The following is an 18529-nucleotide window of genomic DNA, read 5'->3' as shown; positions in this document are numbered from 1 at the left end:
TACTTGCGGCGTCCCCGCACCCCGACACCGCCCCGCCAAACCACGGAATCCAGCTCTGGCTCTGGCCGTTGCGTTGAGCAGGTGCAGGGCTGCAAGCCCTGCCGTAAACCCCTACCCTCGCGGCAGGTAGGTCACCAGGGACAGGTCGTGCCGGCTCTCCGGCACCAGCGCCACGTACTGCAGGTCCAGCAACCCCCGCGTGGGATGGTTGAGCTTCTTCGCACCTTCATCGAACCGACGCACGTCGTGCTCCGGCCACCATTGGCGAAACTCTTCGCTGTGCGCGGCGATGTCCTCCACCAGCGCCAGGAACGGCGCCTTGTCCGGCGCCTGTGCCATCGCCGCGCGGAAGCCGGCCAGCAGGCCGCGGGTCATTTCTTCCCAGTTGAGGATCAGCGTGCGGTACGGCGGGTACAGGAACATCAGCCGCAGCGTGTTGCGCTCATGCGGCGCCAGCTGGCTGTAGTCCACGAAAAGATCGGCGATGGCCGGGTTCCAGGCCAGGATGTCGAAGCGGGTATTGCGTACGTAGGCCGGGATCGGCTGCATCGCCTCCACCAGCTGGCGCAGGCCATCGGTCACGCTCTCGTCCGGCGATTCCAGCGGCACGCCGTAGCCGGACAGCGCGAACGCGTAGGCGCGTTCGTCGTCACTCATGCGCAGCACCTGTGCCAGGCGCTCAAGCACTTCGGGCGAGGCGCGCACTTCACGGCCCTGTTCGATCCAGGTATACCAGCTGACGCTGACCCCGATCGCCAGCGCCACTTCCTCGCGCTTCAGGCCCGGGGTGCGCCGGCGCCCGGCCGGGAGGCCGAGCGTGGCAGGGTCGACACGGGCGCGGCAGGCCTTGAGGAAGCCGCCGAGTTCCTTGCGTTCACTTTCGCTGCGCATCATCGGCCCGTCCTACCCTTTGTAGTTGTAGCGTTGAGCCATGCTCGACGCGTCTGCTACTGCGCCAACAGCAGCCGAGCATGGGCTCGGCTCTACCGGAAGCGTGATCAGCCACCCTCGGCGTTGCGCACGAGGGTGACGAAATACGCGCAGGCGCGTCGATCAGGCATCGGCGCGCTTGGAGCCCACGGCCAAACCGGCCTTCAGGCTGGCCTCGACGAACTCGTCCAGGTCGCCGTCCAGCACCTTCTGCGTATCTGAACGCTCGATGCCGGTACGCAGGTCCTTGATACGGCTCTGGTCCAGCACGTAGTTGCGGATCTGGCTGCCCCAGCCAATGTCGGACTTGGTGGCTTCCACCGCGTCCTTCTCGGCGTTGCGCTTCTGGATCTCCAGTTCATACAGCTTGGCGGCCAGCATCTTCATCGCGTTGTCGCGGTTCTGGTGCTGGCTGCGGCCGGTCTGGCAGGCCACAACGATGTTGGTCGGGATGTGGGTGATACGCACCGCCGACTCGGTCTTGTTCACGTGCTGACCACCGGCACCGGACGAACGGTACACGTCGGTACGCAGGTCGGCCGGGTTGATGGTGATGTCGATGTTGTCATCGATTTCCGGCGACACGAACACCGAGGTGAAGCTGGTGTGGCGGCGGTTGTCCGAGTCGAACGGCGACTTGCGCACCAGGCGGTGGACGCCGGTCTCGGTCTTCAGCCAGCCGTAGGCATAGTCGCCTTCCACGCGCAGCGTGGCCGACTTGATGCCGGCGACGTCGCCACCGGAGACTTCCATCAGTTCGGTCTTCCAGCCGCGCGACTCGCACCAGCGCAGGTACATGCGCAGCAGGATCTCGGCCCAGTCCTGGGCTTCGGTGCCACCGGCACCGGCCTGGATGTCGACGAACGCGGCCGCATTGTCCATCTCGCCGGAGAACATGCGCTGGAACTCCAGCTTCTCCACGTGCGCCTGGTGCTTGTCGAGGTCGGCGACCACCGCCAGTGCGGTCTCCTCGTCCTGCTCGGACTCGGCCAGCTCCAGCAGTTCAGTGGCGTCGTTCAGGCCATCGAGCACCGAGGCGATGCCGCCCACGGTCTTTTCCAGGCTGGAACGCTCGCGGCCCAGGTTCTGGGCGTACTCGGCGTTGTTCCAGACGTCGGGGCTTTCCAGCTCCCGCGTTACTTCTTCAAGACGCTCTTTCTTGGCGTCGTAGTCAAAGATACCCCCGAAGCGACAGCACGCGATCGGTCAGATCGGTGATGCGCTGGCGGACAGGATTCAGTTCGATCATGTCGGCGGTTATGCATTCAAAAGATGACTGGTAATGATACCGCAGGCCGGGGATGCCCGGAATGAGGGCCTGGGCCTGCGCCGGGGCTCCAGCATGATGCACTGGCGCTGCATTCAGGCAGGCGATGCCCGCCTTGGCGCGGGGAGCCGGCCGGGCCGCGGCCGACCCCACACAGGACCTCCTTGCCCAGAGCGGCGTCGACGAGGGTCTTCCTTGGCCCACCCTCGGACGGCCACTTGGGGCAGTTGACTACTTCACCTCGAAATCACCCACCAGCACGGTCTCAGCACGGTCCTTCAGCCGCATCGTCACCATCTGATCCTTCTGCTTCGGCGTGCCCCAGTGGGTGGTCAGCCGCAGCATCAGGGTTGTCGCACCGGTCACCAGCTGTTGGCGGCTGCCAAAGTAGTTCGCCTCCACCTTGTACTTGCCCGGCTTGGCGTTGCGCAGCGAGAACTGCTCGGGGCCATAGCCGCCGGTGAAGTCCTGCGACATCTGCCCGCCCTGGTAGGTCATCCGGTTGCCGTAGTAGGCGCGCTCGCCGTTCGGGTCGGTCACCCACAGGTCCATGTCGCTGTTGTCGGCGTCCCACGACAGCACCACGCGCAGGTCCAGCGGCATCGCCTGCAACAGGCGCGGGTCGATGCCGGTGGTATCCAGCCGGGGCGTGCTGCCGGCCACCAGGTTGGTCAGCTCATCCAGCGCGATCAGGGCGATGCCATCGAAGCGGCTGTCCCACGGCCGCACCACCACCTGGTACAGCGGCGCCAGTGCCTGCTGTGGCTTGCCGGCCGCTGCCAGCGCCAAGCCCAGGTCGCGGAAGCTCTGCGGTTCTTCCTGGCCCATCGCCAGCACCTGCTCGAACACCGGCACCGCCAGTGCGGGAGCATCGGCCTGCATCAGTCGGTAACCGAGCACGCGCAGCAGGTGGCGGTTGTCCAGATCCATTTCGGCCAGGTTCGACAGCACCCGCAGTGCCAGCTCGCGCTGGCCCTGCTCCAGCAGCAGGTCGGCCACATCGAGGAAGAAGGCGCTGCTGTCGGCGTGGGCATCGCGCTCGGCCAGATAGCGGTCATAAAGCTGCGATGGCGGCCCCTGGCGCAGGCGCCGGGCGACGGCCGAGTCCGGCTGCCAGGCCGCCAGCTGGATGCCGAGCTGGCCATCGTTGGCGGCTGCAGCGGCATCGACCGAGCCGCCGGTGACCACAATCGAATCCAGTGCATTCTCCGACGCGGGCGCCGGACGACGCGCGCGTGCGCTGCTGGCCTGCATGCGCTGTTCTGCCGCCGCGGCCATCGGTGCAGGCGCGGGCGGTGCCGCGGGCGCCGGTGCGACGAGCATCGCCATCGGCGCTGACTCGGCAGGATAGTCGGCCGAAGCAACGTCCAGCGCTGCTTCCCTGGCCCGCGGCGGCGCACCCTTCGGCCAGCTGCGGTTCCACCACTGCTGGCGCTCCTTCCAGCGGGCGGCCACTTCATCCAGGCGCTGGCGATCAGCAGCGGCGCGATCCCTGACCTGCACTGCAAACCTGGCGTCGTACTCCGCGCGCAGCGTGTCCGAAGGGCGGATCGCATAGCGCAGGTAGTCCTCCAACGTCTCCAGCACGATCAGCGAGGTATCCGGCCCCACCAGGCCAAACTGCTGGGACAGGCGCTGCATCGCCTCGCGGTTGCCACGGCGGTCGGCGGCCAGCTGCTGCAGGCGCGCCTGCGCCCACAGGCCGGACAGCAGCTCTCCGTCGTCGCTCTTCTGCGTGGCGGGCAGCGCCTGCCATTCGCCGCCACCCACGCGCACCCGCATCGGCACACCGTCGGCCGCCAGTCGTGCATGCAGCCACAGCCAGCCCTGGGCTTCACTGCGACGATCGATCACCACGTCCTGCACGCCGCGCCCCGCATCGACCTGCACATCCAGCGGCGACGACAGCAGCGCGCGCGCCGCCGAATCGACATCCTTGCCCAGCGCAACGAAGCGACCGCCATGCGCCTCACTCCAACCACGCAGCCGCACGGCATCAGTGCGCGCACCGGCACTGCTGATCGCAAACAGGCGCTGATCCGACGCCATCGCCGGCAGCTGTTCCGGCCCATAGGTCAGCAGGCCATCGCTGACCAGCAGGTATTCCTTCACGCCCGGCTGCGGCTGCCACTGTGCCAGCGCGCTGGCACCGTCCGGGCGCACGGCCTGCAGGGCTGCGCGCAGTTCACTCCAGTTGCCGGCGCGGATGCGGAAGCGACGCACCGGCTCGGCGCGATCGCGCAGCACGGTCAAGGCCACGGTGCCGTCACCCAGCGCGGCGAAATAGCGATCCAGCAGGGCGAACTCGCGCGTGCGTTCGCGCTGTCCCGCCGAACCGGAGCCGTCCCACAGCAGGCCGATTTCGCTCGGCAGTCTGCGCGGCGTGCTGCTGGCCGCCACCGGCAGCTGCGCCAGTAGATAGTGGCCATCCTGCCAGGGCGCCACCTGCACCTGTGCCTGGCGGGTCGCCGGCAGATCCCACTGCAGCTGCTTCGGCAGCTGCGCCCCCTCGCCCTGCCACTGCAGCTGGCCCGCGCTGATGCGGAATGGCGCCGTACCTGCGGTGGTCGTGCCAGGTGCCTGCAGTTTCAGTTCAACCGAGGCTGCACCGGCGGCAAACTGCAGCGGCAGCGTCCACTGCCAGCCTTGGCCGGCGAAGGCCAATGGCTCGCGGATCACCAGCTGCACGCGCCGGCTACCACCGGCCGGCAGCGGGTAGATGCGCAGCCGGAACTGATTGCCGGCGGTCTGTTCCAGCAGGCCCGGGTCAACGCCGCGGCGGGCAATCTCCTCGAACACCTGGCGGCCGCGGTCCTTCGGCACCGGCACCGCGTCACGCATCTCGCCGTTGATATCCAGCGCAAAGCCGCTGATCTGCTGGCCCTCGGCCAGCGGGAACTGCAGCTCGCCCTCCAGCACGCGCCGGTTCGGGTTGTGGAATTCCAGGGTGATCCGGGTCTGGGCGATGCCGGCCTGGATCTCGCCCTCGATGCGGGCGTGTCGCAGTTGGACCGCCTGCTCAGCCGCCGGTGCGATCAGCAGCGGGGTGGCGGCCTGCGGCCGGGAGATCGGCGGCAACTGCGCGCCAGCGGGCCAGGCCGCAAGGGCCAGCAACAACACAGTGCAGCAACGGGCGAAGACCATGACCGGACTCCAGTGGGATCGTGGATCGTTGAACGCACCAGCAGCCGTAACGGGGTTGGGAGACCCAAAAAGGGGACGGAGGGGATTAAGTCGCAACTGGCAAACAAGGCACAAGCGACTTAATCCCCTCCGTCCCCTTTTTCTCAGGCGGGCAGGCAGTGCTCGACGATCAGCTGGATGGCGCTGCCGCCGCGATAGTCGTCGCAGGCGAGCCGATAGGCGAGATGCACGTGGCGACTCGGCGCGTTGCCGTGCCAGCCGCCGAAATGGATGGCGTTGATGGTGCCGGGTACGCCGGGCAGGCGCAGTTCCAGCTTCAGGTGACGCTCCTTCAAAACGCGCCAGTTGGCTACTTCAAAGTGGCCGTCGAACAGGGGCTCGGGGAAACCCTGGCCCCACGGGCCGGCCAGGCGCAACGCATCGGCGTGGCGATGGTCCAGCTCGTCCGCCGCCAACTCGCCGTCACTTAGCACCTGCTGCTGCAGTGCCGCCGGATCGAGCATCTCCAGCACCACCGCGACGAAGGCGGCCTTGAAGTCATCAACGTGGTCACGCCGCAGGCTGAGCCCAGCCGCCATGGCGTGGCCGCCGAAGCGTTCGATCAGGCCCGGATGGCGCGCATCGACCAGCGCCAGGGCGTCACGGATGTGCAGCCCGGGAATCGAGCGCGCAGACCCGCGCAGGGTATCGGCGCCGGGTTCGGCCGGGGCGAAGGCGATCACCGGGCGATGCAGGCGATCCTTCATCTTCGAAGCGACCAGGCCGACCACACCGGGATGCCAGTCGGCATCAAACAGGCAGGCGGCCACCGGTCGCTGACCGGCCATGTCCAGCACTACCCGGGTCAATGCCTGCTCGGCGTCATCGGTCATCGACTGCTGCACCGCGCGGCGGTCTGAGTTGATCTGCTCCAGCGTCTGCGCGATCTCGCGCGCCTGGCGCGGGTCTTCGGTCAACAGCAGCGCGATGCCCAGCGCCATGTCTTCCAGCCGGCCTGCGGCATTCAGGCGCGGGCCGAGTGCGAAGCCGATGTCGGTGGCAGTGAGCCGCGCGGCATCACGGCCGCTGGCTTCGATCAGCGCACGCAGGCCGACACAGCCCTGCCCTGCGCGCAGACGGCGCAAGCCTGCGCTGACCAGCGCACGGTTGTTCGGGTCCAGCGCTACCAGGTCCGCAACGGTGCCCACCGCCACCAGATCCAGCAGCGTGGTGAGGTCTGGCCCCTTGCCATCGGCAAAGACACCGGCCTCGCGCATCTGCCGGCGCAGCGCCATCAGCACGTAGAAGATCACGCCGACGCCGGCCAGTGACTTGCTGGGGAAGGCATCACCGTCGAGATTGGGATCGACGATGACATCGGCCGGCGGCAACTGCGGCCCGGGCAGGTGATGGTCGGTGACCAGCACCTGCCAGCCGCGCGCCTTGGCCGCGGTCACGCCCGCATGGCAGGCGATGCCGTGATCGACGGTCACCAGCAGGTCCGGCTGCAGCGCGGCCAGCTCCTCCACCAGCGACGGCGACAGGCCATAGCCATGCACCATGCGGTTCGGTACCGCGTGGAAGACGTGTTGCGCGCCGAGCATGCGCAGGCCACGCACGCCGACCGCACAGGCGGTGGCGCCATCGCAATCGAAATCGCCAACCACCAGGATGCGCTTGTCGTTGGCGATGGCCTCGATCAGCAGGCCCACTGCATCATCGATACCGGTCAGCAGCTCGGGCGCGTGGAGGCTGCCCAGTTTCGGCAGCGCCAGCTCTGGTGTACCCGCACCGCGGCTGGCATAGAGTCGCGCCAGCAATGGCAGCGTGCCCTCTGGCCAGCTGCCGGGCACGACCGCATCGCGGCGGCGGATCAGCGGTATATCAGAGGGCGGCTGCGCAGCATCGGCGGCAAGGGACATCGGCATCGCCGGTTACAAAAGACCCGCACATCATAACGTGCACCGCTCCCCCGGTCGGCTGCCGCCGCTGACGAGGCCCCTTGGCTCTTCGGCCAGCAGCATTTGGATTTCACGACCGCATCTTCCATGCTTGCCTGCCCTGGAACGGACTTCCATCCATGACCCGCACCCTGCTGACCGCGCTGATGGCACTCGCCGTGGCCCCGGCCGCTCACTCCGCGACGCCTGAACCCAGGCCCGGGGTCGAATTCGAACACAACGACTGGTCGTTGGCCTGTGACAACACCCGCACCTGCCGCGCGGCTGGCTACAGCCCGCAAGCTGCGGGCAACCTGCTCAGCCTGATGCTGGAGCGCGCCGGCGGCCCGGGTACGAAGGTGCTCGCGCGGCTGCGCAATGGCGAGGATGGCGAAAGCCCGACGCCGACCGGGGCGCTGCGCCTGCACCTGAACGGCAAGGACCTGGGCCCGGTGCGCGACACCGGCGACGGGGACACAGTGTTGTTGCAGCAGGCACAGACCGATGCACTGGTCGCCGCACTGCCGCGCCAGGCATGCATCGAGATTATCGACGGCAAGGCCAAGGCGTGGCCGATCTCCGACAGCGGTGCAGCGGCCGTACTGCTGAAGATGGACGAGGCCCAAGGCCGGCTGGGCACGCCCGGTGCGCTGGTGCGGCGTGGAGACAAGGCTGAAGCGAGCGTGCCTGCGGCGTTGCCGGTGCCAGTGATCATGCGCGGCACGCTGGTGGCACCGCGCGCCTCCGACGCGGCACTGGCGATCGCACCGGGCCTGCGCAAGGCACTGATCGCCAGCCTACCGAAGCCGGATGAGTGCGGCCGCCTGAGCGATGGCGGGACAGATGAGATCGAGATCCAGCGACTGGACGCCCAGCATGTGCTGGCAAGCACCAGCTGCTTCGTGGGTGCCTACAACTTCAGCAGCGGCTACTGGGTAGTGCAGGACAAAGCACCGTACCAGGCGAAGTTCGTGACCTCCAACGCGGAGGACTTTGATCGCGATGACGCGACGCTACGCGGGCGCTTCCGTGGGCGCGGCATCGGTGACTGCTTCTCCGGCCACGACTGGGCTTGGGATGGCGCGCGATTCGTGAAGAGCAGCGAGTTCACTACCGGGCAGTGCCGGGGCGTCGCGGGCGGGCACTGGACGCTGCCAACGGTGGTGAGCGAGGTCCGTTGAGGCGCCGCTATCTGCGGTAGTGCCGGCCGCTGGCCGGCAACCCCGACAAACCCTGGGGGGTCAGAGCCGTTTTCCGATGGAGAACGGATCCGACCCCGGTCAGTCGTGAAGCTGGCGCGGCTTCTTCCAGAACTGCCAGCGCTGGCCACGGTCCAGCTGGAACTGCAGGCCATCCTCGAAGTCCAGTACCAGCCGCTGCAGTTCGCCACGCTTGAGCGCGGCCAGCAGCGGCCGGATCGCATCGTTGCCGAGCTGCTGCAGCGAACGCAGCTGGCGCAGATCAACGAGTGCATCCACCGCTTGTTCGCCATCCACGGCCACACCGGCCGCCAGGGCCAGGCCCTGCAGCAGGGCATCGCGGCTGCGCACCTGTGCGTGCGGCGTGCTGACCGATACCGGCATCACGCCACCGCCCCAGAACCACAGCGAATTGATCGGCTGTTGTCCTTGCGCGGCGCGCTGCTGGTTCCAGGAATGGTTGTGCAGCAGTACCTGCGCCTCGGTCATCAGCGCCCGCCAGCGGCGGCCGCCCTCGCCTTCCGGCAGGTGCGAGAACAGGTCATCGCCGAGCACCTCTTCCGGACTGTCGAAGTCCGGCAGGGCCAGGTCGATCGGCAGGCGCAGGTACCAGCGCGAGGGATCGGGTGCGTCGAGCACGAAGCCGGCATCGGCAAACAGCGGCTGCAGCACTGGCAGCAGGGCGAGGCTGTCGGCCAGCGTCGGCCGCAGTGTTTCGCCGTAGGCCATCATCCGCGCGCCGTGCATGTCCGGCACCATGCAGGCCGGATCGGCACGCAGCCAGCTGGCGCCGGCGGCATCGCCGACGTCGCGCTGGCGGGTCAACGCGGCCACCGGCCAGTGCGGCGCGGCAACCGAGAAATGGCGTGTCAGCTGCGCGCGCTCGCCCGGGACGACCTGCACCGTCGTGGCACGACCGAGCGCGCGTGCCACATCGTCCGGCAGCGCAGCCGCGGCAAAGCGGCTGCGTGCCGGCAACAGCAGGGTCGCCGTTGCCACCGGGTCAGTCCACGTAGCTGACGCTGACGATCTCGTACTCGCGTTGGCCGGCCGGGGCGTCGATCACGATCGAATCACCTTCCAGCTTGCCGATCATCGCGCGCGCCACCGGCGAGGAAATCGCGATCAGGCCCTGCTTGATGTCCGCCTCCAGGTCACCAACGATCTGGTACTTCTTCTCTTCGTCGGTTTCCACGTCGGCCAGGGTCACGCTGGCACCGAACACCACCTTGGAGCCGGCATTGAGCTTGCTCACGTCGATGATCTCGGCGTGCGACAGCTCGCCTTCGAGCTGCTTGATGCGGCCTTCGATGAAGCCCTGTTCCTCGCGCGCGGCGTGGTACTCGGCGTTCTCCTTCAGGTCGCCATGCTCACGTGCTTCGGCGATGGCCGCGATCACCTTCGGGCGCTTGACCGACTTCAGGTGATCCAGTTCGTCGCGCAGCTTCTGCGCGCCCTTCATCGTGATGGGGGCTCTCATGCATTCAACTCCTTGTGCAGCTCCTGCAGCGACCAGACGGGGCCGGTGCCGCGGAATTCCAGTGAATCCACCAGCGCCTTGGCGCCGGCAATGGTGGTCGAGTAGGTGACGCGATGCTGCAGCGCCTCGCGACGGATCGAGAACGAGTCGTTGATCGCCGAACGACCTTCGGTCGTGTTGACGATGTAGACGATCTCGCCGTTCTTGATCGAGTCGACGATGTGCGGACGGCCTTCGACCACCTTGTTGATGATCTCGCAGTCCATGCCGTGCTGCTGCAGCCACGCGGCGGTGCCACGCGTCGCGACCAGACTGTAGCCACGCGCCAGCAGCGCCTTGGCCACCGGCAGCACGCGCTTCTTGTCCGGATCGCGGACCGAAACGAAGGCCTTGCCGACCGGCGGTGCCTTGATGCCGCCGGCTTCCTGCGCACGCGCGAAGGCGGCGTTGAAGCTGCGGCCCACGCCCATCACCTCGCCGGTGGAGCGCATCTCCGGCCCGAGGATCGGGTCGACGCCCTGGAACTTGGCGAACGGGAAGATCGCTTCCTTCACCGAGTAGTAGTCCGGCACGATTTCCTTGGTCGCGCCCTGCTCGGCCAGCGTCTTGCCAGCCATGCAGCGGGCGGCGATCTTGGCCAGCGGCATGCCGGTGGCCTTGGACACGAACGGCACGGTGCGCGAGGCACGCGGGTTCACTTCCAGCAGGTAGATGGTGTCGGCACCTTCGTCGCTGGTCTGGATCGCGAACTGGGTGTTCATCAGGCCGACCACGTTCAGGGCCTTGGCCAGCTCCACCACCTGGCGGCGCAGTTCGGCCTGGGTTTCAGCCGACAGCGAGTACGGCGGCAGCGAGCAGGAGGAATCGCCCGAGTGCACGCCGGCTTCTTCGATGTGCTCCATCACGCCACCGATCAGGACGTTGCCATCCTTGTCGGCGATGATGTCGACGTCGCACTCCACGGCGTTGTCGAGGAAGCGGTCCAGCAGCACCGGCGAATCATTGGACACCTTCACCGCGTCGCGCACGTAGCGGGCCAGGTCGGCTTCGCCGTAGACGATTTCCATGGCACGGCCGCCCAGCACGTAGCTCGGGCGCACCACCAGCGGGTAGCCGATCTCGCGGGCCAGCAGCAGGGCTTCCTGATCATTACGGGCGATGCGGTTCGGCGGCTGCTTCAGCCCCAGCGTGTCGACCAGCTGCTGGAAGCGCTCGCGGTCTTCGGCCAGGTCGATCGAGTCCGGGCTGGTGCCGATCACCGGCACGCCGTTGGCTTCCAGCGCGCGCGCCAGCTTCAGCGGGGTCTGGCCGCCGTACTGCACGATCACGCCCTTCGGCTGTTCCAGTTCGACGATCTCCAGCACGTCTTCCAGGGTCAGCGGCTCGAAGTACAGGCGGTCGGAGGTGTCGTAGTCGGTCGACACGGTTTCCGGGTTGCAGTTGACCATGATGGTTTCATAGCCATCCTCGCGCAGCGCCAGCGCCGCGTGCACGCAGCAGTAGTCGAACTCGATGCCCTGGCCGATGCGGTTCGGGCCACCGCCCAGGATCATGATCTTGTCGCGGTTGCTCGGCGCGGCCTCGCACTCGTCCTCGTAGGTCGAGTACAGGTAGGCGGTACCGGTGGAGAATTCACCGGCACAGGAGTCCACGCGCTTGTAGACCGGGCGCACCTTGTGCGCACGACGCAGCGCGCGGATGGCGGCTTCGTTGGTGCCGGTCAGCTGCGCCAGGCGCGCGTCGGAGAAACCGGCGCGCTTCAGCTTGCGCAGGCGCGCAGCGTCCAGTGCGTCGATGCCACCGGCGGCGACTTCGCCTTCGGCCGCGATGATTTCCTCGATCTGGTCCAGGAACCAGTGGTCGATGAAGGACAGCGCGTAGATCTCTTCCACGCTCATGCCGGCACGGAAGGCGTCGGCGACGAAGAACAGGCGCTCCGGACCCGGTGCCTTCAGTTCGCGGCGCAGGGTCTGCAGGTCATCTTCGTTGCCCAGGTCCAGGCCGGTCGGGTCGAAGCCGACCTTGCCGGTTTCCAGGCCACGCAGGGCCTTCTGCACCGACTCCTGGAAGGTGCGGCCCATCGCCATCACCTCGCCCACCGACTTCATCTGGGTGGTCAAGCGGGCATCGGCGGCCGGGAACTTCTCGAAGGCGAAGCGCGGGATCTTGGTGACGACGTAGTCGATCGACGGCTCGAACGAGGCCGGGGTCAGGCCACCGGTGATTTCGTTCTTCAGTTCGTCCAGGGTGTAACCCACGGCCAGCTTGGCGGCGACCTTGGCGATCGGGAAGCCGGTGGCCTTGGAGGCCAGCGCCGAGGAACGCGACACACGCGGGTTCATCTCGATGACGACCACGCGGCCGGTCTTCGGGTTGATGCCGAACTGCACGTTTGAGCCGCCGGTGTCGACGCCGATCTTGCGCAGCACGGCGATGGAGGCATCGCGCAGGCGCTGATACTCCTTGTCGGTCAGGGTCTGCGCCGGCGCCACGGTGATCGAGTCACCGGTGTGCACGCCCATCGGATCCAGGTTCTCGATCGAGCAGACGATGATGCAGTTGTCCGCGGTATCGCGGACCACTTCCATCTCGAATTCCTTCCAGCCCAGCACCGACTCTTCCACCAGCACTTCGGTGGTCGGCGACAGCTCCAGGCCGCGGCTGACGATCTCGACCAGCTCTTCGCGGTTGTAGGCGATGCCGCCACCGCTGCCGCCCAGGGTGAAGCTGGGGCGGATGATGGTCGGATAGCCGACGCGGGTCTGGATTTCCAGCGCTTCGTCCAGGGTGTGGGCGACGGCGGCGGTCGGGCACTCCAGGCCGATCTCACCCATGGCCACGCGGAACAGCTCGCGGTCTTCGGCCATGCGGATCGCTTCGCGCTTGGCGCCGATCAGCTCGACGTTGTACTTCTCCAGCACGCCGTTGTCGGCCAGGTCCAGCGCGCAGTTCAGCGCGGTCTGGCCACCCATGGTCGGCAGCAGCGCATCGGGCTTTTCCTTGGCGATGATCTTCTCGACCGTCTGCCAGTTGATCGGCTCGATGTAGACGGCGTCGGCCATCTCCGGGTCGGTCATGATCGTGGCCGGGTTGCTGTTGACCAGCACCACGCGGTAACCCTCGTCACGCAGGGCCTTGCAGGCCTGGGCACCGGAGTAGTCGAACTCGCAGGCCTGGCCGATGACGATCGGGCCAGCACCGATGATGAGGATGGTCTTGAGGTCAGTGCGCTTGGGCATTTTCTTCTCTAAGTCAGTACAGCGTGACAAGGGGGAGTGATCGCACGCTGTCGATCAGGAATCTTGATCCGCAGCGCCGCGCCAGTGGCAGCAGCGATGCGGGGTTTACGGTCCATCGCGACGCCACCGGGGGGCCGGCGGCGTACTGATCACGCCTTGGCCTGCTCCATCAGCGCCACGAAACGGTCGAACAGCGGACCGACGTCGTGCGGGCCCGGCGATGCTTCCGGGTGGCCCTGGAACGAGAACGCCGGCACGTCGGTGCGGGCGACGCCCTGGTTGGTGCCGTCGAACAGCGAACGGTGGGTCACGCGCAGGGTCGGCGGCAGGGTTGCTTCATCGATCGCGAAACCGTGGTTCTGCGAGGTGATCATCACCCGGCCGCTGTCCAGGTCCTGCACCGGGTGGTTGGCACCGTGGTGGCCGTGGCCCATCTTCATGGTCTGCGCGCCCGAGGCCAGGCCGAGCAGCTGGTGGCCCAGGCAGATGCCGAAGGTCGGGACCTTCACGTCGATGAAGGTCTTGATCGCTTCGATGGCGTAGTCGCACGGCTCCGGGTCACCTGGGCCGTTGGACAGGAACACGCCGTCCGGCTTCAGTGCCAGCACCTCGGCGGCCGGGGTCTGCGCCGGCACCACGGTCACTTCGCAGCCGCGCTCGGCCAGCATGCGCAGGATGTTGGTCTTCACGCCGAAGTCGTAGGCCACGACCTTGAACCGGGCTGGCACGCTGACGAAGGCGTTGGCATCCAGGTCCAGCTGGCCCTCGGTCCAGGTGTAGGTCTTCTCGGTAGTGACGACCTTGGCCAGATCCATGCCCTTCAGCCCCGGGAACTTGCGGGCGGCTTCCAGTGCCTTTTCCACGTCGATGTCGCCGGCCATCAGCGCACCGTTCTGCGCACCCTTCTCGCGCAGGATGCGGGTCAGCTTGCGGGTGTCGATGCCGGCGATGGCGACCACGCCGCGCTGGATCAGCCAGTCCTGCAGCGACACCTGGCTGCGCCAGTTGCTGGGGCGGCGCGGAACGTCGCGCACGATCAGGCCGGCCGACCACACCTTGGACGCTTCGTCGTCCTGGTCGGTCATGCCGGTGTTGCCGATATGCGGATAGGTCAGCGTGACCATCTGCCGGGCGTAGGACGGGTCGGTCAACACTTCCTGATAGCCGGTCATGGCGGTGTTGAACACCACCTCACCGATGGACAGGCCGGGCGCGCCTACGGATTCGCCCTCGAATACGGTGCCGTCTTCGAGGACGAGGATTGCGGCTTGGGTCACGGGAATCTCACTTTGGCTACCGAGGGGGCTGCCGAAGTCACGCCTGCGCTTCACGGAAATCCGGTTGCAAAAAAGCGCGGACGTACGGTCTGGGACCGGTCCGGCTTTCGTGATTCGGCGAGTGCGAATTGTAGCGCTGCCGGGGCGCTCGCGCCAGCGGTTATCGCGCTTCATGAACAGGCGATTGCGCATTCATTTCGATCTGGCCGGGTATGCGGCACCCGCCACCCGGTAGTGCCGGCCGCTGGCCGGCAACCCCATTGGCTCCCGTCACCCAAGGTTGCCGGCCAGCGGCCGGCACTACCGCCTTACGCCAGCAGGTCCCGCACCCGGTAGCTGCCCGGGGCCCGGCCCTGCAGCTGGCGGGCGGCGAACAGGGCGCCGCGGGCGAAGATGTCGCGGTTGGTGGCCCGGTGTACCAGCTCGATGCGCTCGCCCAGCCCGGTGAACTGCACCAGGTGCTCGCCGACGATGTCGCCGGCGCGCAGGCTGGCGTAATGCGGTTCCGCCCCACCCCGCTGGGCGGCCGCGCCCAGGGTCAGTGCAGTGCCCGATGGCGCGTCCTTCTTCTGGGTGTGGTGCGATTCGACGATGTCGCAGTCCCAGCCGGCCAGCGCCTGCGCCGCGCGCTCCACCAGTTCGTCCAGTACGGCCACGCCCAGGCTGAAGTTCGAGGCCCATACCAGCGGGATCTTCGCCGCTGCCGCATCCAACGCCTGGCGCTGCGTGCTGGAAATGCCGGTGGTACCCGACACCAGTCCTGCCCCGCGATCCACGCACAGCGCCAGCAGCGGGTCGAAGCCCTCCGGCAGGCTGAAGTCAATGGCCACGTCGAACACCGGCGCACCGGGCAGTTCGCTGGCCGCGAAGAACGGCACGCCGTCGACTACGCGCTGGGCCGGCGCGCGACCGGTCACGGCGGCCACGATCTGCAGGGTTTCGGAATGTTCGGCGGCCAGCCGCAGCAGGGCTTGGCCCATGCGCCCGGAGGCACCGTGAATGAGCAATCGCAGGGGAGTCTGGTTCATGCCTGCAGGCTAGCGGCAGCACGCCCGCTCCGGCAAGCGCCATCGCTGCGATGCTGCTTGCCCCTGCGGTGACGGGTTTGCCACTGGACGCGGCAACGCTCCCCTTCAAGTCTGTGGCCCTTCCCTCAGCCCGGGCAAAACCCATGAAATCCTCGACCGTCTTCAGCAAATGCGCCAGGAAGACCGGTTATGCCGGGACGTCGACCACGCGCTACCGCTTGCTGGATGCCGCCCTGCTTGTCGTTAATCACCAGCGCGCCAGCGAAAGCCGGGGCTTCTATGTGAATGCTGGACTCTACTTTCCAGAGCTGCTCGCGTATCCCCTCGCACCTGACGATCTTGAAACGGCTTTCCGGTACCGCTCCAGCATTCCCACGCCCCATGTCGACTGGCGGATCGAAGAAACGCCAGGCCTGCGCCGGACCTTCATCCAGCAGGACCTTGAAGATCTGCTGGAGGCCGGCAACCGCGACGCGTTGAAGGCCCTGCTGCTCGATGCCCTGGCCGACGTGGCGGGTTTCGCAGCAGCCCATGGAAACCGCGAATCGGTGCGGCGATTGAATCAGGACGGGAACTTCCGCGCGATCATCCGCAGAGAGGTCTGAACCCTGGAAAGCGTGCGGGTCGAAAGTTCGCACCCTCCGGACAGCCGCGGTCGAGCATGGCTGGACGCTACTTCTTGGTCGGCCCGCAGCTGTCGCACCCCCCACAGGCACCGCCACCACCGCTGGCCGGCGGCGCGATCTTCCGCCCCAGCGCCTGCAGCCAGGCCGCGCGACCCGGCTTCAGCAGGGCCAGCGCCAAGGCCCCGCGCAGCGTGCGCACGGTACCCGGGAACTGCTTCTTCAGTACCACCCAGGCACTGACCAGCACGGCCACCGCGATGATCAGGTACTGGATCAGCAGCCCGGTATCCATCAGCCGCCTCCCAGCGCCTTGGTCACCTGATAGGTGATCAGCGCGGCCACGTAAGCCGCGGCAAACAGGTAGAACGCGGCAAAGCCCATCTGCTTCCACGAGTTGGTCTCGCGTTTGATGGTCGCCAGCGTCGAGATGCACATCGGGGCGTAGATGTACCAGACCAGCAGCGACAGGGCCGTGGCCAGCGACCAGCCATCGCTGATCAACGGGGTCAGCGCCTGGCTGGCGGCATCGTCATCGGCGGCCGACAGCGCATACACGGTGGCCAGCGAAGATACCGCCACCTCACGCGCGGCCAGGCCCGGGATCAGCGCGATGCAGATCTGCCAGTTGAAGCCCAGCGGTGCGAAGAACACCGCCATCGCATGGCCGATCCGGCCGGCGTAGCTGTAGTCGATGGCCGGCATCGTGGCATCGGCCGGGGCCGCCGGGAACGACAGCAGCACCCACAGCAGGATGGTCAGCGCCAGGATGATGCCGCCGACACGCTTGAGGAAGATCATGCCGCGCTCATACAGGCCCACCGCCAGGTCACGCACATGGGGCAGGCGGTACGACGGCAGCTCCAGCATCAGCGGATGCTCGCTCTTGTCGCGGCGCCACTTCTTCATGATCCACGACATCGCCAGCGCACTGAGGATGCCGGCGGCGTACAGGCCGAACAGGACCAGGCCCTGCTGGTTGAATACCCCCCACACCGTCTTCTGCGGAATGAATGCACCGATCAGCAGGGCGTACACCGGCAGGCGCGCCGAGCAGGTCATCAGCGGAGCGACCAGGATGGTGGCCAGGCGGTCACGCGGGTCCTGGATGCTGCGCGTGGACATGATGCCCGGCACCGCGCAGGCGAAGCTGGACAGCAGCGGGATGAATGAGCGGCCGGACAGGCCGGCGGCGGCCATCATGCGGTCGAGCAGGAACGCCGCACGTGGCAGGTAGCCGGATTCCTCCAGCACCAGGATGAAGAAGAACAGGATCAGGATCTGCGGTAGGAACACCACCACGCCACCGACGCCGGCGATGATGCCGTCGGTCAGCAGGCTGGCCAGGGGGCCCTCCGGCAACACGCTGCCAACGAGAGCACCGAGCCAGGCGAAGCCAGCCTCGATGCCATCCATCAACGGCGTCGCCCAGGCGTACACCGCCTGGAAGATCAGGAACATCACCACTGCAAGGCTGATCAGCCCGAACACCGGGTGCAGCAGCCAGCGGTCCAGCGCGTCGTCGATCTTCGCGGTCCGCGCCGGCATCCGCACGGCGACCGACAGGATCTCGCGCACCTTGCCGTGGTAATCGATGCCACCTTCCGGACCCGGCACCGGCGCATCCAGGTGCGGCACCATCGCATCGAGGCGCTCGACCAGGGCCTTGGCACCCTGCTTGCGCACCGCCACGGTCTCCACCACCGGTACGCCCAGCTCGCGCTCCAGCGCGGCCACGTCCACCTGGATGCCACGGCGCTGGGCCGCATCGACCATGTTCAGGGCGACCACCATCGGCTTGCCCAGCTCACGCAGCTCCAGCGCGAAGCGCAGGTGCAGGCGCAGGTTGGTGGCGTCGATCACGCACAGCAGCACGTCCGGCGCAGCTTCGCCCGGGTAGAAGCCCCGGCACAGGTCACGGGTAATCGCCTCGTCCAGGCTGGCCGGATGCAGGCTGTAGGCGCCCGGCAGGTCGAGCACGGCGAATTCGCGGCCGGACGGCGCACGCAGGCGGCCTTCCTTGCGCTCGACGGTGACGCCGGTGTAGTTGGCGACCTTCTGCCGGCTGCCGGTCAGCTGGTTGAACAGCGCGGTCTTGCCGCTGTTGGGGTTGCCGACCAGCGCGATGCGCAGCGGTGAGGCGGAGACAATGGCGGTCATGCGCGTCGTTCCTGACTGACGGCGTCGACCACGACGCGCTTGGCTTCACTGATCCGCAGCGCGAACCGGGTGAACCCGACCTGCACCAGCAGCGGCTCGCCCCCCACCGGGCCCTTGGCCACCAAGCGTACTTCCTCGCCATTCACGAAACCCAGCTCGCGCAGGCGGCGGGCAATGGCATCGTTGGCATGCAGGTCCTGCACGGACTCGACCACGGCCGAGGTGTGCAGCGGCAGTTCGGACAGCGTCATCTAGCGTGCTCT

At 67.3% G+C, this 18529-nt stretch carries 15 protein-coding genes; 2 read left to right on the top strand and 13 right to left on the bottom strand.

Annotated features, from left to right (window positions below):
- Window positions 1-111: 111 nt before the first annotated feature.
- The 5 genes from A7X97_RS19355 to recJ all read right to left on the bottom strand — a co-directional run bounded on the left by A7X97_RS19355 (window position 112) and on the right by recJ (window position 7242).
- On the bottom strand, window positions 112-894 hold the full coding sequence (locus tag A7X97_RS19355; protein ID WP_072168992.1) for a helix-turn-helix transcriptional regulator: 783 nt from the start codon (window positions 892-894) through the stop codon (window positions 112-114).
- Between the two features lie 159 nt (window positions 895-1053).
- A protein-coding gene (gene prfB, locus A7X97_RS19350) for a peptide chain release factor 2 (RefSeq protein ID WP_111008336.1) occupies window positions 1054-2179 on the bottom strand; the annotation gives its coding sequence in 2 pieces (ribosomal slippage) (window positions 1054-2103 and window positions 2105-2179; 1125 coding nt in all).
- On the bottom strand, window positions 2102-2350 hold the full coding sequence (locus A7X97_RS21975; protein WP_172412160.1) for a hypothetical protein: 249 nt from the start codon (window positions 2348-2350) through the stop codon (window positions 2102-2104). Before A7X97_RS21975 ends, prfB begins: the two co-directional genes overlap by 78 nt.
- Before the next feature lie 78 nt (window positions 2351-2428).
- A complete protein-coding gene (locus A7X97_RS19345; protein WP_111008335.1) occupies window positions 2429-5341 on the bottom strand; it encodes a VIT domain-containing protein in 2913 nt (970 codons plus the stop codon).
- Between the two features lie 143 nt (window positions 5342-5484).
- Window positions 5485-7242 carry a single-stranded-DNA-specific exonuclease RecJ gene (recJ, locus tag A7X97_RS19340; RefSeq protein WP_088497773.1) on the bottom strand — a complete coding sequence of 586 codons (1758 nt, stop codon included), beginning with the start codon at window positions 7240-7242 and terminating at the stop codon, window positions 5485-5487.
- A 158-nt stretch (window positions 7243-7400) separates the two neighbouring features.
- Between recJ and A7X97_RS19335 the strand changes: the two genes are divergently transcribed.
- Window positions 7401-8441, top strand: a complete 1041-nt coding sequence (locus tag A7X97_RS19335) for a DUF1176 domain-containing protein (protein ID WP_111008334.1) — start codon at window positions 7401-7403, stop codon at window positions 8439-8441.
- A 99-nt stretch (window positions 8442-8540) separates the two neighbouring features.
- On the opposite strand, the gene A7X97_RS19330 is transcribed toward A7X97_RS19335, so the two are convergent.
- The 5 genes from A7X97_RS19330 to dapB form a co-directional block, all read right to left on the bottom strand.
- On the bottom strand, window positions 8541-9458 hold the full coding sequence (locus A7X97_RS19330) for a phosphoglycerate mutase (RefSeq protein ID WP_088497767.1): 918 nt from the start codon (window positions 9456-9458) through the stop codon (window positions 8541-8543).
- Window positions 9459-9462: 4 nt separating this feature from the next.
- Window positions 9463-9927, bottom strand: coding sequence for a transcription elongation factor GreA (gene greA, locus A7X97_RS19325; RefSeq protein WP_181453298.1), 465 nt, complete (start codon window positions 9925-9927; stop codon window positions 9463-9465).
- A gap of 8 nt (window positions 9928-9935) precedes the next feature.
- Window positions 9936-13178, bottom strand: coding sequence for a carbamoyl-phosphate synthase large subunit (carB, locus tag A7X97_RS19320; protein WP_072168995.1), 3243 nt, complete (start codon window positions 13176-13178; stop codon window positions 9936-9938).
- A 149-nt stretch (window positions 13179-13327) separates the two neighbouring features.
- Complete coding sequence (gene carA / locus A7X97_RS19315; RefSeq protein WP_111008333.1) at window positions 13328-14455, bottom strand: glutamine-hydrolyzing carbamoyl-phosphate synthase small subunit; 1128 nt, start codon at window positions 14453-14455, stop codon at window positions 13328-13330.
- A gap of 308 nt (window positions 14456-14763) precedes the next feature.
- The gene (gene dapB / locus A7X97_RS19310; protein ID WP_088497769.1) at window positions 14764-15483 is read right to left on the bottom strand and encodes a 4-hydroxy-tetrahydrodipicolinate reductase; all 720 of its coding nucleotides are present in this window, start codon (window positions 15481-15483) and stop codon (window positions 14764-14766) included.
- Between the two features lie 143 nt (window positions 15484-15626).
- Here dapB and A7X97_RS19305 point away from each other — a divergent pair, with 143 nt between their 5' ends.
- Window positions 15627-16088, top strand: coding sequence for a DUF4304 domain-containing protein (locus A7X97_RS19305; protein ID WP_072168998.1), 462 nt, complete (start codon window positions 15627-15629; stop codon window positions 16086-16088).
- Window positions 16089-16155: 67 nt separating this feature from the next.
- Here A7X97_RS19305 and A7X97_RS19300 read toward each other — a convergent pair whose 3' ends face one another.
- Genes A7X97_RS19300 through A7X97_RS19290 form a run of 3 tightly spaced genes read right to left on the bottom strand, consistent with a single transcriptional unit; the run spans window position 16156 to window position 18517 of the window.
- Window positions 16156-16401: a DUF6587 family protein gene (locus A7X97_RS19300; protein WP_065177612.1), complete on the bottom strand. Its 246-nt coding sequence runs from the start codon at window positions 16399-16401 to the stop codon at window positions 16156-16158.
- Window positions 16401-18266, bottom strand: a complete 1866-nt coding sequence (gene feoB / locus A7X97_RS19295; protein ID WP_072168999.1) for a ferrous iron transporter B — start codon at window positions 18264-18266, stop codon at window positions 16401-16403. Before feoB ends, A7X97_RS19300 begins: the two co-directional genes overlap by 1 nt.
- A complete protein-coding gene (locus tag A7X97_RS19290) occupies window positions 18263-18517 on the bottom strand; it encodes a FeoA family protein (RefSeq protein WP_049464336.1) in 255 nt (84 codons plus the stop codon). Before A7X97_RS19290 ends, feoB begins: the two co-directional genes overlap by 4 nt.
- Window positions 18518-18529: the final 12 nt, after the last annotated feature.

It is taken from the genome of Stenotrophomonas sepilia, from assembly GCF_003244875.1.
Taxonomy (GTDB): domain Bacteria; phylum Pseudomonadota; class Gammaproteobacteria; order Xanthomonadales; family Xanthomonadaceae; genus Stenotrophomonas; species Stenotrophomonas sepilia.
Note: the sequence above shows the minus strand (reverse complement) of the source record. Positions and strands in the feature narration are given on the sequence as shown.